Annotated in this window: 12 protein-coding genes; 4 read left to right on the top strand and 8 right to left on the bottom strand. The window is 30.2% G+C overall.

All coding sequences use genetic code 11. From position 1 onward, the window contains the following. Positions 1-2: 2 nt before the first annotated feature. Together N1F78_RS13625 and N1F78_RS13620 are read right to left on the bottom strand one after the other, a co-directional pair. Positions 3-920, bottom strand: a complete 918-nt coding sequence (locus tag N1F78_RS13625; RefSeq protein WP_406683717.1) for a helix-turn-helix domain-containing protein — start codon at positions 918-920, stop codon at positions 3-5. 162 nt (positions 921-1082) lie between these two features. Then, positions 1083-2189, bottom strand: coding sequence for a type 1 glutamine amidotransferase domain-containing protein (locus tag N1F78_RS13620; protein ID WP_406683716.1), 1107 nt, complete (start codon positions 2187-2189; stop codon positions 1083-1085). A 283-nt stretch (positions 2190-2472) separates the two neighbouring features. Between N1F78_RS13620 and N1F78_RS13615 the strand changes: the two genes are divergently transcribed. After that, a complete protein-coding gene (locus N1F78_RS13615; RefSeq protein ID WP_406683715.1) occupies positions 2473-4557 on the top strand; it encodes a DUF3857 domain-containing transglutaminase family protein in 2085 nt (694 codons plus the stop codon). Positions 4558-4746: 189 nt separating this feature from the next. After that, positions 4747-5646, top strand: a complete 900-nt coding sequence (locus tag N1F78_RS13610) for a peptidoglycan DD-metalloendopeptidase family protein (RefSeq protein WP_406683714.1) — start codon at positions 4747-4749, stop codon at positions 5644-5646. Here the strand turns inward: N1F78_RS13610 and N1F78_RS13605 are convergent, their stop codons facing one another. From N1F78_RS13605 to N1F78_RS13585, 5 genes are all read right to left on the bottom strand, one after another. Continuing rightward, complete coding sequence (locus tag N1F78_RS13605) at positions 5647-6258, bottom strand: hypothetical protein (protein WP_406683713.1); 612 nt, start codon at positions 6256-6258, stop codon at positions 5647-5649. It abuts the gene before it with no gap. Positions 6259-6461: 203 nt separating this feature from the next. Next, a complete protein-coding gene (locus tag N1F78_RS13600) occupies positions 6462-7514 on the bottom strand; it encodes a glycosyltransferase family 9 protein (RefSeq protein WP_406683712.1) in 1053 nt (350 codons plus the stop codon). 22 nt (positions 7515-7536) lie between these two features. After that, positions 7537-8838, bottom strand: a complete 1302-nt coding sequence (locus N1F78_RS13595) for an MFS transporter (RefSeq protein ID WP_406683711.1) — start codon at positions 8836-8838, stop codon at positions 7537-7539. 1 nt (position 8839) lies between these two features. After that, on the bottom strand, positions 8840-9691 hold the full coding sequence (locus tag N1F78_RS13590; protein ID WP_406683710.1) for a DMT family transporter: 852 nt from the start codon (positions 9689-9691) through the stop codon (positions 8840-8842). A 22-nt stretch (positions 9692-9713) separates the two neighbouring features. Beyond that, positions 9714-11267: a DEAD/DEAH box helicase gene (locus N1F78_RS13585; RefSeq protein WP_406683709.1), complete on the bottom strand. Its 1554-nt coding sequence runs from the start codon at positions 11265-11267 to the stop codon at positions 9714-9716. Between the two features lie 171 nt (positions 11268-11438). Here N1F78_RS13585 and N1F78_RS13580 point away from each other — a divergent pair, with 171 nt between their 5' ends. Together N1F78_RS13580 and mgrA are read left to right on the top strand one after the other, a co-directional pair. Then, complete coding sequence (locus tag N1F78_RS13580) at positions 11439-12749, top strand: sulfatase-like hydrolase/transferase (protein WP_406683708.1); 1311 nt, start codon at positions 11439-11441, stop codon at positions 12747-12749. Between the two features lie 54 nt (positions 12750-12803). Further along, positions 12804-13814, top strand: a complete 1011-nt coding sequence (gene mgrA, locus N1F78_RS13575; RefSeq protein WP_406683707.1) for an L-glyceraldehyde 3-phosphate reductase — start codon at positions 12804-12806, stop codon at positions 13812-13814. Positions 13815-13822: 8 nt separating this feature from the next. Here mgrA and N1F78_RS13570 read toward each other — a convergent pair whose 3' ends face one another. Further along, on the bottom strand, positions 13823-14566 hold the full coding sequence (locus tag N1F78_RS13570) for a T9SS type A sorting domain-containing protein (RefSeq protein ID WP_406683706.1): 744 nt from the start codon (positions 14564-14566) through the stop codon (positions 13823-13825). Between the last annotated feature and the right edge of the window lie 24 nt (positions 14567-14590).

The following is a 14590-nucleotide window of genomic DNA, read 5'->3' as shown; positions in this document are numbered from 1 at the left end:
CCTTAACCATTTGGGATATGTTGTTTTCTGTAGGAAGAAGGTGTTATCTCTTCAAACTTTTTAAATGCACTATTAAATGAAGACAAACTGCTAAAACCAACGTCATAAGCTATAGATGATATTGTATATTTATTGTGCTCTAAGAGTAATTTTTTTGCCTCAAGAATTCTATAATGATTAATAAAATCATTAAAGTTTTGATTGGCATATTGATTAATTAATTCGGAAGTCTTTTGTGTATTCTTATTAATTAATTTTCCAAGACTAGAAAGTGATACATTAGGTTCAAGATACAGATTACCTTTAACAATTAGGTCTGAGAGTTGTTTAAATAACTCAAAGTCTTCATTTTTTTTAAACACATTGCCATCTAAATCAGCTACTTTAAGCTGAAATGCCTTAAAACTTAAAAAATAAACAACCAAAGAGTACATTAATGGCCCCACAATATAGGGTACTGTGTCTTCTATAATATTTAGAAAATAAGATATCCATATAAAAACAAAACCAACAATTAAAAGATTTAACCATAACAGTATGGCTTTTTGAGATTTTGTGCGTTCACCTTCGGAATAACTTTTCTTTATTGTTTTTAGTTGTTTACTTGCTTTAAATATATAAAAGGCAAAATGCAAATAAATAAATATTAGAATGCTAGCAAATAAAATAATTATTTCATTGTTTTTTGTACTAAACCAATCTTTAGTTACAAAAAAACTTAATATAAAAACTGAGGTAAAAGGAATTAAATCTAAATAGTAATATTTAGGTAATTTATAATCAATTTGAGTCATTGCATTGATGTACCACTTTAATAATGGTCCTATTAAAAGTAATAGTGCCAAACCTGCAAAAATAAATTTAGGTTCTAATTCGTTTCCAAAATGAAGCATCACAGATTTTCCAATTCTTAAACCCATAAAAAATAGAATTAAGGCCAAAATGTAATTACTTAAAGTTTTCTTCCTTTTAAAAAAACTCAAATAAACCGCAAATGCAAGACCATGTAAAAGTCCTGCACTGCTTAAAATAATTAAAGAAATATCTAATAAATCCAAAGGCAAATTCTATTCAAAATGTTATTATATTTTAGCTAGTTTGTTTTCACTTTTTTTTGCAAAAGACACTAACCCTACCAAACTAAAAAATTGAGAGACCTCTCCTTTCATAGCTGAAATTAAACTATGCTTAGCTAACAACACTCTATTTAATGGCTTATTTTCTTTTAGCAATAAATTTTCAATTAATTGTTTAGCTTTTTGTTTACCATCTTTTTTGTACATAGCCAAAACATAAACAGCATTCTCATCACCTGTTTTTTGTCTCTGTTTAGGATTATATCCCAGTTCTATTATCATACTTTCTGCTAATTTCCAAGTAGACCAAGGGTTTTGTCCTGTTATAAGGTTTTTATCATAACTTGTTGTTTCTAGATACATGGGGCCTTCAATAAAGTTACCCCCCTGCTCTATTATTTTTTCTTGCAATAGAAATGGAAATATTGATTTTGCATCACTTATTAATAATAACTCTTCCTTATTGGTAAAACTACTTACTTTTTTGTTTTCTAACAAAGGCCGACCATTATCTAAAGTTACATTAACTAAAGCAGCAGGCCCATGACAAACTGCACCAATTACTTTATTGGATTGGTAATAATCTTTTACAATATTCTGAATTTCTTTGTTGTCAGGAAAATCAAACATGGCTCCTTTTCCTCCAACAAAGAAAATAGCATCATAATTTTCAGCATCAACATTTTCTAATTTAATAGTATTACTTGTTTTAAATTGAGCTTTTGTGTCATTTAAAAAGGCATAATCATATGAAATCATATCTTCTTTGTCTATAACAACTGGTGCTTTTCCTCCTTTTGGGCTAGCAATATCTACTTCAAACCCATTGGCTTGAAATACATAATAGGCCTGCGCTAATTCTGATAATTCATAACCAGTACTTTTATTGGTATCACCCATTTTTTTTGTACTTGTAACTACCGCTAATATTTTACCCCTATTTGTAATTTTGTTTTCAGATAAATATGGTAAATCTTTAGCAACTGTTAATTCTATTTGAGCATCTTTCGGGGGTATTAAACTCAAAAACCATAACCCAAAGCACAGGGCAATAACAACTAAACTTCCAATGCACAATGATATCCATTTAAGTAATCGGTACTTTTTAAACATAATATTTATTTTTAAATTTTGTGCTAAATACTTCCAAAAAAGTGATGAAATATGTTTAAATGATAATTCCGTCAGAGTAAAATATGATTTAGGTAAACAGAAAACACATCAAAATCATTAAATATGAAGCCACAACACATTGCATATATTTTTCTATTACTGTTACCCAAATTTTTTTATTATCAACAGCGGCAATTTTTAACAAAAGACATAATTCAAATTAATTTAGTAACCATGTAACTTATGTAATATTTTTCGTTAATTTGTTAAATAATTATTGCAAATGAACTTAAAAACCTACCACCTATTTACTATACTTTTCCTTTTTAGCTTCAGTTATTATTATGCTCAAATTAAAGTTAGTAATACCCCGGAATGGATTGTAAAACAATCTTATGAGAAAAACCCAGATATAGACTTAAACGAAATATCATTTGGTTTACTTACCTTATTAAGTGATGAGCAAATTCATATTCCTAAAAAAGAACGTTATATCCGTTTAGTACGAAAAATAACAGATAATGTTGGTGTACAAGATGGGTCTGCTATATCTATTAATTATGATCCTACTTATCAGAAATTATTTTTGCATAACATAACGGTTATTCGTAATGGAAAAACTATTAATAAGCTAAATGTTAATGACTTTCAAAGTATAAGACAAGAGTCTAATGCTGAAAGTTATATTTATGATGGTAGCCTAAATGCCATAGCTAATTTGGCAGACATTAGAAATGGCGACATTCTGGATGTAAGTTACTCTGTTAAAGGCTTTAACCCTATACATGGTAGTCATTTTTCTGGTGGCACAACATTAAACGATTTTCAACCCGTAGGTAAAATTAACTATTATCTAATCTCTAATAAAAAGTTACTTTATAAGACCTTAAATACAGACATTAAACCTATTATAGGGAGTTATAATGGCTACACAACTTATAATTGGGAAACCACCACTACAAAAGCACCTGTATTTGAAGAGAATACACCTAACTGGTATATGCCGTATCAAAATCTATTTGTTAGTGATTTTGAAAATTGGGATGCCGTTGTAGATTGGGCATTAAAAATATATGTAGACAATGTAAAACCTTCAAAGGTACTTGAAGCAAAAATTAACCAAATAAAGAATAGCTCTGAATATGAAGGCCAACGTATTTCGGCTACACTTAAATTTGTTCAAGATGAAGTTAGATATCTTGGTTTAGAGTCTGGCATTGGCGCTTACAAGCCTTTTTCGCCTAATAAAGTAATTGAACAACGCTTTGGAGACTGTAAAGACAAAAGTTGGCTTATGGTAACTATGCTACGTAATATGGGCATTAAGGCATATCCTGTACTTGTTAATACTGTTTATGGAGAATCACTACATCAATTTTTACCATCACCAAAAGTGTTTGACCATGTAGTTGTTAAAGTGGTAGATAGCACTAATACTAATTTGTTTTATGACCCAACAAATTCTAATCAATTTGGTAATTATAAATCTGTTTCTTTTCCTAATTACGGTAAGGCTTTAGTTATAAAAAAAGGAGTTAAAGCACTTGAGCAGATTAATTCTAAAAGTGAAGATTTAGTAGAAGTCTTTGATACATTTGATTTACCTACTGTGGGCGGCCCTGGTACATTAAATATAATGACAGTGTATAGAGAAGCTGAAGCAGATATGATGAGAGCACGGTACAAATCGAGCAGTTTAACCTCTTTAAGTAAAGATTTTAAAAACTATTATGACAATCTTTACAATGGGGTTGAAGTTTTAAAAGACCCTGTTTTTGATGATGACAGTATAGCTAATAAAATACTAGTTGAAGAGTCTTATAAAATTAATAACATTTGGTCTCCAATGATTGGTGACGATAAAAACATTGCCGTAGAATTTATACCCTATAGTATTTTAGATGTTTTTGTTTCTGCAGATGAAAAAGCAAGAGAAACACCCTTTGCATTATATTACCCAACACATAAAAAACATCAAATAACTGTTAAGTTACCAAGGAAATGGCAATTCTCTAATGATAATATTAGTGTAAATTCTAAAAGTTTTGATTTTTCCATAAAATCTAAAATGAACCCTAGTAACGATATTCTGTATGTCAATTATGAGTATGAAAATAAAACCAGTTATGTAAAACCAGAAGATTTTGAAGATTATTTTGACAAAATAAAAGAGGCAGAACAGATATTATCCTACTACATATATATACCTAAATCTGAAGCCGATAGCGGTGATTTTGATTCCCCAATTATATCTGCCAACATAGCTTCTAGTATGGCTACAATTTTTTATTGGGTAATTGGTATACTTTCGGCAATAGTGATTGGATTGGTTGTTTTTGTAATAAGAAGTAATAAAAACAGAAGTTAGCAATATTAAATACACTTAAAAAAACAGGGGTGGTTCCTAATATCTTATCTCTATTTTAGGCTTATGTGACTTGTAATTATAAAAGAAAAATTTCTCAAGCCTTGTTAATAACTCGTATAATAAGGAAGTTAAATTAGCGTTATTAATAACTAAATTAGTCAACCAAAAAAATAACCCTATCCTTTTAGAATGAAATTTGCATTTGCATTCGTTACCATTTTATGCGCCCTAAATAGTTTTGGTCAACGCCGATTAAAAGATATTATTAATTTACCTGAACCTATAAAAATTGAATTAAAAAATACAGATACACTAAATTCTATCTTAATTGAAAAACCAGATATTATATCTAAATATTGGGATAATAAAGTTTACAATCCTTATAAGGGTGTAAAGGTTCAGTTTCCAATACAATTACAGTTTGAAGATTCTACTTATGCTTCACCAATAGGAAAAAATAAAGTTATTACCTCACGCTATGGTTGGAGACGCGGTAGAGCTCATGAAGGTATTGATATAGATTTAATAACTGGAGATAGTTTATTTTCTATGTTTGGTGGTGTTGTAAGAATGGCTAGATATACAAGTGGACATGGAAGAACAGTTGTGGTGAGACATTTTAATGGATTAGAAACAGTTTATGCACATTTATCTAAATATGGTGTTAAGGAAAATGATACAGTTACTAAAGGTGGTTATTTAGGAAAAGGAGGTGTTTCTGGTAATGCTAGAGGAAGCCACTTGCACTTAGCAATAAAATATAAAGGCCTCTATATTAACCCTGAATATTTATTTGAATTTAATTCTAAAAATAAAATACGAGCTAAAGAGCTTTGGGTTACTAAAAAATGGACACAACCTGTGTTTCACAGTTCTAGAAGACAAAGTAAAATAAAACCCTTAATATCTGAGGAAGAAGCTATAGCAAGCTTAATAAAAACACGTTCTATATATATTGTTAGACCGGGTGATACCTTGTCTAGAATATCAAGAAACAATGAAGTAACTATTGCTTCAATATGTAAAGTGAATCACATTAAAAAGACTTCGGTTATAAGAGTTGGTCAAAAGTTACTTATTGAAAAGTAATTAGTATTCTGCAATGGGCTTACCAAGTACAATATCTCTGGTAGCTACCCACAAACCTTCTTTTTTGTCTAATTTCAATATACGTTGAGGATCTGTTTGGCTTACCTGCTCTCTACATTTATCTGTTAACTGCGGGTCATCATCAAAAAGAAAAGTCTCTATTTTATACTCTGGCTTATTAGGTTCTTTAACTATAGGAAGAATTTGTTTGTAATTGTAATTTCCAGGTACAAACGTATAAAATGTATATTTTCCATCTTCATCTGTACGAATCCAACCCCTATGCTTTACGAAACGTTTTTTATTATGACGACTTAATTCAAAATTACCATTCTCATCTGTTTGATGAATAAACAATAAAACATTTTTAGCTGGTGTTACCCCATCACTTTCATAAATAGTTCCTGTAATTTTTAATTTGTTCTTCTTAGAAGCAAAATCAGGAATAGTATCTGTATTATTCAACTGTTTTTCGGAATAATCATAAATGGGACTTCGCTTTTTATAATTTTGAGGAATACTATCTATGACTGTGTTAGGTTCTTGAGAAAAAGCAAAAAAGCAGTTTGCTAATATTAAGGTAATGGATAAAACAGCGATTAAATATTTCATGGGGCTAAAAATTTAATTTTTAATAAAACTACTTGATTACCCCCTTGTTACAATAAAAACTATATGAACTCATAAATAAAACGATAAACCGAATTTTATTGTAAAAAACATCGATTAAGAGCACAAAATATTACGCTTAAAATTAAGAAATGGAAAAAAGAAAAATTAGTTATTCTATAACTTAAATAGCTGCATAAAAACTTTTAATCTAAAATATCATGAATAGCTTTACACCATTCTGTAATATTACTTTTGTTAGTATTGAAAGCTATACTGCCATTTCCATAAGGCGCATAAATGTCTTCATCTGTAACCGAAAAGAAACCAACTGTTGGTACTAAAGAAGCACTAGCTAAATGCATAACACCATTATCTGCAGCAATAAAAACAGCAGTGTTACGCAATACGCCCCCCATTTCTCTAATGTCCTCACTATAAAAGCTAGGAGCTTTAAATCCAATTTTAGAAATATTCTCAATAGGAAGCATTTCAATAATATTATAACTTGGGAATTCTTGTTTTAATCTAGTATAAAAGGTATTCCACCAATCTTCAGAATAGCATTTGGCTCCTGTAGCATTTGTATAAATACAAATTGTTTTTTTATTGTTTTTAGTTAAATTACTCAAAATAACCTTACCGTTAGCTATTTCATCTTTGCTTAATTTAATATCTAAAAGCGGTAAAGATTTTTGGGTGTTTTCAAAGCCAAATTCCTCCAAAAAATATCTTAAAACATAAATGGGCAATTTTGAAATATGCTTATAATCTGGATATTTAGCTTCAAGATTAATACTAGAGTCAAATTCGCCAAAAATTTTAAATTTAGAACGAGAATGAGAAGTTAAGAGCCTTCCTGAAGAAGAGCTTTTATCGCCATTAATAACTAAATCATATGATTTGTTTTTAATAGAAACCCAAGCACTTACATATTTAATTAAGTTATTAAACGGCTTTCTGGGTAATTTAAAAATTTTATTTACTCTTTCATAGTTTTCAAAAACAGGATGTGCAACACCACCCTTAACAAACAAATCTACTTGACAGTTAGGAAACGTATTTAACACTTCTTGAACAATAGGTGTTAATAATAGCTGATTACCTAAACGATGATTTGGGCGAATAATTAAAACATTTTTCACCTCTTCATTATTTAATGATCCTTTTAATTTTTTAGAATAAGTACTACCAACATTTTTAGTAATACTTTTCATGAATTTTCTTCTGATATTATTAACTCTAATTTTAAAACTCATCTGATACTTTTATATTAAAAATTTACTGTGGGTTTTTAACTTTAAAATAACCTACAAACAGAACAACTAAAAACATCATATTTAGGTAACTAATAAAACTATAAGATCCTAAATTTGAAAAACTGTAACTAAATATTGTTGGTGCTATGGCACTTGCAATAACTAAAAAACTCATTACTTTTCCAGTAATTGCTCCTAAATATTTCCTACCAAAGTATCTAGGCCATGTTACGGCATTAACAACTGCAAATAATCCGCCTAAAATTCCTAAACCAGAAATTAACATGTAAATGCCAAAAGGTTTTGATAAGAATAATAAACCTAAAGAAGCTAAAAATCCACTCGTAATCATTATTAAAACATAAATTCTATGTTTTATATAATCACTCAAAATATTACATAATGTAGAAACAGATATGCTAATAATTGAAATAGGTAAAAATATAGCTATAGCTTGAGATTTTGATAAAGCCTGACTTTCAAAAATAGAAACAATATGAAAAGTAAAACCTGTTATAAAAAAACTATTAAAAGCTAGCGTTAAGCCAATTATCCAAAAAGCTCTAGTCATTTTAGCTTCAGCAAGCGTAAAATCTGTTTTAGTTTGAATAAGACTTGATTCTTCTTTTTCAGACTCAATTCCATCTGGTTTTAAATTAAAATCTTCAGGTTTATTTCTGTAAAACTGAATAACACAGATACTGAAAACAAATAGGCAGACTGCTAATATCTGCCAACTTTGTTGCCATCCATAATCATCTATTAAACCACTAAAAAACATAGGTGATAATGAAAAACCTAAGGAAACACCTATACTGCTAATAGAATTTACTTTTCCTCTGTTCTTATCAAACCATAACATTATCATATTTCTTGAAGACATTGTTATAACGCCCTGCCCACTAAAACGAATTAGAAAAAATGAAATGGTAATAACAGTAAAAGGAATTAACCAACTCTGAATATCTAAAACAGATGAAATGGCATTACTGATATTTACTGAAAGTGAACATAAAACAAGTGAAACACCTAATAATAAAGCTGCAAAAAAAGCAACATAACGGGCTCCAAACTCATCAAACCACTTACCCGCTTTACCAATTAAAAAGGAACTCATAAAAGTACCTATCATGTAAGCATTACTGAATTGATTTCTAGTAAGCCCTAAAGCATCTTTAACAGGGTCTGTAAAAACTGAAACACCTACTGTTTGCCCTGGTGCGCTGGCTAATACGCCAATACTGCCAAAAAAAAGAATAATATAACCGTAGAATACTGGTGATTTTTCTGGTTTTATAAAGGAAAACCTATTAGAATTATTCATGTTATAATTTTTTTGCTCTTTCCTTAAATTGAGCATTTAAAATTAACCCTATAATAATTAAACCTATACCTAACAGACTATAAAATGTATAAACTTCAGCAAAAACAAATACCCCTAAAAGTAACGTAAATATTGTTTCTAGGTATTTTAATGGCGCAATTTGACTGGTTGAAGTTGCCGTTTGAAAGGCTTTGGTCATATAAACTTGACCAAAATATCCAAAAATACCCAAACCTAAAACAAGCAACCACTCTACGCCTTTTGGATTAACCCAATTAGCTAAAGCCAATACACCACCAACCATAACGGATATTCCCATAAAATAATTAACCACAACTACGGGGTGTTCGCTATTTCCAATTTTACTTAAAATAACATACACTAATCCACTAAAAATAGCTGATATAAAAATTAAAATTAAACCATAATTGTTTAGCTCTAAATCAAATCCCTTTAAAATTACTACGCCACTAAAAGCCATAGCAAAAAACAGCCATTGCAAAGGTTTAACTCTTTCTTTTAAAAAGAAAATAGCAAAAATGGCAGCAAAAATTGGGGCCATATATCTTAATGATACCGCGGTTCCTATAGGTAAATACTTTGTGGACATAAAAAATAATGTCATTGAAGTAACACCAACTACACCTCTTAAAACAAGTATTTTTTTATTGTTTCCTAAAACTGGAATTTTATTTTTTAAAAGAAATGCTGAAGTAAATAATAAAGTTGTGATAGATCTGAAAAAAACAATTTGAAACGCACTCATACCTTCTAAGTGCTTAACTATGCTGTTCATACATGCAAATGACAATGTACTAATGAGCATAAATTTTAATGCTTTTCTAATATCCAATATAAATAAAGTTTATAACCGGTTAGTCTTCTGGCGGATAACCATGTATTTCCTCAAAAATTTCATCAAAATTTGAGCGTAAGTATGAGTTGAGCTTCTTTCTATAATCGCCTTTAAGCCATTCTACAAAATTAAAAGTACTTTTACTTATACACTTGGTGTATCTACCTATTCTAAAATCTATATCATCTCCAAGCATTTTAGCCAATGCTAATGCATCATAAACATCTTCACTGTTTTCTATACAGATTTTTGCATGTTGCGCAATAGAACGTTCTAAAACCACTTTTGAAGACTCTCCTGCTCTAATAGACTCTACATAAGTTTTCTGAATATCGAAGAATACGTCTTCAGATTTAGCAAATTCAGCTCTTAATTCATCAGGCATTTCGTATCTGAAATTGCTTTCTAATTCTTCATCACTTAATAAAGCATCTAAATAGTAATTTGGAGACCTAAAAATACGTTGCCAATCTAAATTATCTCCCCATGGTCCAAATCGGTGAAAATTATTACCTAAATCTATAACCTGAAAAGTACTTTTATTGTCAAGTATACGAGAGCCCCTACCAATCATTTGATAATATAATGTTAGAGATTTTGTTGCCCTATTTAAAATAATACTTTCAACAGTAGGCTCATCAAATCCTGTTGTTAAAATACTAACAGAAGTTAAAATAGCATCTGGTGTTTCCTTAAACCACTTTAAAATATAAGCTCTTTCTTTTTTAGAATGTGTATTATCTAAATGCGCAATAGGATAACCAGCTCTTCTAAAAGTATCATATACATGTAATGATGTGTTTATACCATTATTAAAAATTAAGGTTTTCTTTCTTTTAGAACGTTCTTCATAAGCTCTTAAAAGTTTGGTAAGCATGTTATCGTCAGTATATAAATCTTCAGAAGATTTTACTGTATAATCACCATTTGCTCCTACAACTAAAGAGGTTAAACCTACATTATAACTAAACATTTCGGCTCTAGCCAAAAATCCATTTTCAATTAAAGACTCAATACTTTCACCAACAATAAGTTCATCATAATTATCAGTCATTGGTAACTCTATACTAGAACTTAATGGTGTTGCCGTTACACCTAATATAAATGACTGACTAAAAAATTTAAATAGTTTAGTAAATGAATTATAATGTGCTTCATCTATAATTACTAAACCTATATCTGATATATCTAATTTATCATCATTTAATCTATTATTAAGCGTTTCAACCATAGCCACAAAGCAACTAAATTCTGCTTGATCACTTAAATCTGCCTTACTATCAACAACTTTATTATGAACACCAAACTCTGTTAACATGTTTGAGGTTTGCTTACATAACTCAATTCTATGAGTCATTACCAGAACCTTTTTCTTATGTGTTTTAAGGTATTGCCTAACTATTTCAGAGAAAATAACCGTTTTACCTCCTCCTGTTGGTAGTTGATATAATAAATGGTAATCTGCTGGCGATTCATCAAAACTTTTAAAAATTTTATCAATAGCTCCTTTTTGGTAGCTATATAAATCTTTTCCGGTTTTTCTTTCTGCTAATTCAATTTGAGATATAGACATGCAACTATTTTTGACGCCTGCAAAAATAACACCTTAAAGCGTTTATAACGAATGTTTCCAATAAAAAATATTAAAGATTATTAACTATACTTTAAACCTAGTCAATTTTTAGCAGTCTTAAAATAGTGGATTAGATAAAATAAACTATTTTTAAAATCAAAAAATTGCCTTATGAATCGCTATTTATTTTTAATTGTTATTATTACATTGTTTGTTTCATGTAGCTCAAATACAGAGGAAGTATCTGAAGAAACAAATACCCCAGAACCCCAAACAAAGCCGAATATTTTATTAGTAATTGCTGACGATTTTGGTCTAGACGCTTGCCCTGGTTACAGTTTAGGATCTACTAAACCTAATATGCCAGTTCTTCAAGGCTTAATGAATTCTGGGTTAAAATTTAATAATGTGTGGTCTAGCCCTACTTGTTCACCTACTAGAGCCGGAATTTTAACTGGAAAGTATGGTTTTAGAACTGGGATTACCTCACCGGGTAGCTCGCTTTCCACTACTGAAACATCCATTCAAAGCTATTTAGATAGTAATACTGGTTCCGCCTATGGTCATGCAGTTATTGGTAAATGGCATTTATCTAGTAATAATGCTCACCCAAATAATATGGGTGTTGATTATTTCGCAGGTAGTATTTCAAATGTAAGTTCATATACCAATTGGACACTTAACGTTAACGGAAGTACTTCTAACTCAACTGAATATATGACTTCTAAGCTTACAGATTTGGCCATAGATTGGATTGATGATCAAACCAAGCCATGGTTTTTATGGTTAGCTTATACCGCACCACATAGTCCTTTTCACCTTCCACCAAATAATTTACATTCTCAAGGTAGTTTACCATCTGATGATGCCAGTATAAGTGCAAACCCAATGCCTTATTATTTTGCAGCATTGGAAGCTTTAGATACAGAAATGGGAAGGCTTATAGATAGCATGACCCAAGAAGAAAAAGATAATACTGTTATTATTTTTATTGGAGATAACGGAACACCAAATCAAGTAGCACAAGATTACACCAATAGAAGAGCCAAAGGCACCGTTTATCAAGGAGGTGTTAATGTACCTATGATTGTATCTGGAAACGGAGTTACTAGGGCAAATGCTTCTGAAGATGCTTTAATTAATACCTTAGATATTTTTGCAACTGTGGCAGACTTAGCAGAAACAGGTAATGCTGAAATTAATGATAGTAAAAGCTTTAAAGAGCTATTTTCAAACACAAATGCTACTAAAAAAGATTATATATTCACAGAAGGTGATGATGGTGGTAATTTAGATGTAACTATTAGAGATGATTCACATAAATATATTCTGTTTTGGGATGGTAGTGAAGCATTTTATGACCTATCAAACAATCCTTTAGAAAGTCCAAATTTATTAAATGCCAACCAATTGCCATTAAGTGATGCGAATAGCGCTATTAAAGATGCACTAACTTCTGAATTACAAAGCATAACTAATTAGTGATATATTTTATAATTTCATACATTTAATGACTGAATATTTTATTTAAGTGTTATGGAAATTAATGATAAATCTGGTGTTGTAGATTACCAAGCTTCTACGGATAGGTATAAATCAATGAAATATAACCGAAGTGGAAAAAGTGGCGTTCTACTTCCGGCTATATCACTGGGCTTATGGCACAATTTCGGGTTTATTGATAATCTTCAGAATGGAAGAGAAATTGTTCGTTGTGCTTTTGATAGGGGTATTACTCATTTTGATTTAGCTAATAATTACGGACCACCTTTTGGTTCTGCCGAAGAAAACTTTGGCACTATCTTGAAAAAAGATTTTAAAAGTTATAGAGATGAGTTGTTTATAGCCACAAAGGCTGGTTATGATATGTGGCCCGGACCATATGGTAATTTAGGTTCAAGAAAATATTTAATTTCTAGTTTAGACCAAAGCTTAAAACGTATGGGGCTTGACTATGTTGATATTTTTTATCATCATAGACCAGATCCTGATACACCATTAGAAGAAACCATGGGTGCACTGGCTGATATTGTAAGACAAGGAAAAGCTTTATATGTTGGTATTTCAAACTATGAGCCTAAGGAAACACAAAAAGCCGCTACTATACTTAAAGATTTAAATGTACCATTCATTCTGCATCAGGCTAGATATTCTATGTTTGACCGCTGGGTTGAAGACGGGCTTTTAAATACATTAGAACAAAACGGGGTTGGCTGTATTGCTTTTTCACCATTAGCACAAGGTATGTTAACAGATAAATACATAAATGGTATACCGGAAGGCTCTAGAGCATCAAAAAATATGACATACCTCAATACGGAAGCTGTAAATAATAATCTTGAAAAAATTATTAAACTAAATAATATTGCCCAAGAACGAGGTCAAAAATTATCTGAAATGGCAATTGCATGGATACTTAGGCAACCACAAGTGGCATCGGTGCTAATTGGAGCGAGTTCTGCTACGCAATTAAAAGAAAACTTAAAAGCTTTAGATAATTTAGAATTTACTGATGAGGAGTTAAAGTTGATTGATGAGATTGTATAGGATAACAATTAATTTTTTACAAATTTCTTAGTAAATGCATTGCCATAATTATCTTTTATCACAAGAAAATATAAACCTTTTGATAAGTTTTTAGTACTTATAGTCTTTGAGGCAGGTAATTTTGTTGTCATTTTTAAATTACCTAACACATTAAATATTTCAATTCTTTTACCAATTAATTTGTTACTAGACGCAACGGTCAAGTTATTCTTAGCAGGATTTGGGAAAATGGAAAATGACAAACTGCTAAGTCTCTCAATATTTAAAAATTTACTATGATGATAGTAGGCAAAATCTCCATTAGGAGCTATTATAGTTAAAGTCCTAGCCTGATCTAAGTTTTCTAATGTAATAGTATAATTGAAAATGGTATTCAGTCCATCACTAGTAAAAAAACTCCAATATTTTAGCTCAATATCATAAACGCTGACCATATCAACTCCAACAGCTTTATTAGGGCAACCACCTAAAGTAGAACCAACATTTATTGTCTCAAAAGACATGTCATTGGAATTGTATTTAATATCAACAACAATACTTTCGCAAATAAAAGTATCAAATGACTGGTTATTCCCTGAAACTTCTCCAAACCATGCAGAAATTTGATTTCCTTCAGCATTTATTGGTTTAAAATGATTTTCAGAATTAATTCTTAAATTATATAGTAGCCATTCGTCATTATCAATTCTTGTTGGTTGAGAAAAACAATTAATGGTTATTACAAGAAGAAAAGATAATTGCAGCAGTCTCATAATATAAGAATGAACACCTCGAAA

The sequence above is a fragment of the Seonamhaeicola sp. MEBiC01930 genome, from assembly GCF_045277075.1.
GTDB lineage: Bacteria > Bacteroidota > Bacteroidia > Flavobacteriales > Flavobacteriaceae > Seonamhaeicola.
This window is presented reverse-complemented; position numbering and strand designations above follow the sequence as displayed.

Coding starts and splice junctions, on each gene's coding strand:
- N1F78_RS13580 (WP_406683708.1), top strand. CDS start 11,439: ATGAATCGCTATTTATTTTTAATTGTTATTATTACATTGTTTGTTTCA.
- N1F78_RS13615 (WP_406683715.1), top strand. CDS start 2,473: ATGAACTTAAAAACCTACCACCTATTTACTATACTTTTCCTTTTTAGC.
- mgrA (WP_406683707.1), top strand. CDS start 12,804: ATGGAAATTAATGATAAATCTGGTGTTGTAGATTACCAAGCTTCTACG.
- N1F78_RS13585 (WP_406683709.1), bottom strand. CDS start 11,267: ATGTCTATATCTCAAATTGAATTAGCAGAAAGAAAAACCGGAAAAGAT.
- N1F78_RS13625 (WP_406683717.1), bottom strand. CDS start 920: ATGGGTTTAAGAATTGGAAAATCTGTGATGCTTCATTTTGGAAACGAA.
- N1F78_RS13570 (WP_406683706.1), bottom strand. CDS start 14,566: ATGAGACTGCTGCAATTATCTTTTCTTCTTGTAATAACCATTAATTGT.
- N1F78_RS13620 (WP_406683716.1), bottom strand. CDS start 2,189: ATGTTTAAAAAGTACCGATTACTTAAATGGATATCATTGTGCATTGGA.
- N1F78_RS13610 (WP_406683714.1), top strand. CDS start 4,747: ATGAAATTTGCATTTGCATTCGTTACCATTTTATGCGCCCTAAATAGT.
- N1F78_RS13605 (WP_406683713.1), bottom strand. CDS start 6,258: ATGAAATATTTAATCGCTGTTTTATCCATTACCTTAATATTAGCAAAC.
- N1F78_RS13600 (WP_406683712.1), bottom strand. CDS start 7,514: ATGAGTTTTAAAATTAGAGTTAATAATATCAGAAGAAAATTCATGAAA.
- N1F78_RS13595 (WP_406683711.1), bottom strand. CDS start 8,838: ATGAATAATTCTAATAGGTTTTCCTTTATAAAACCAGAAAAATCACCA.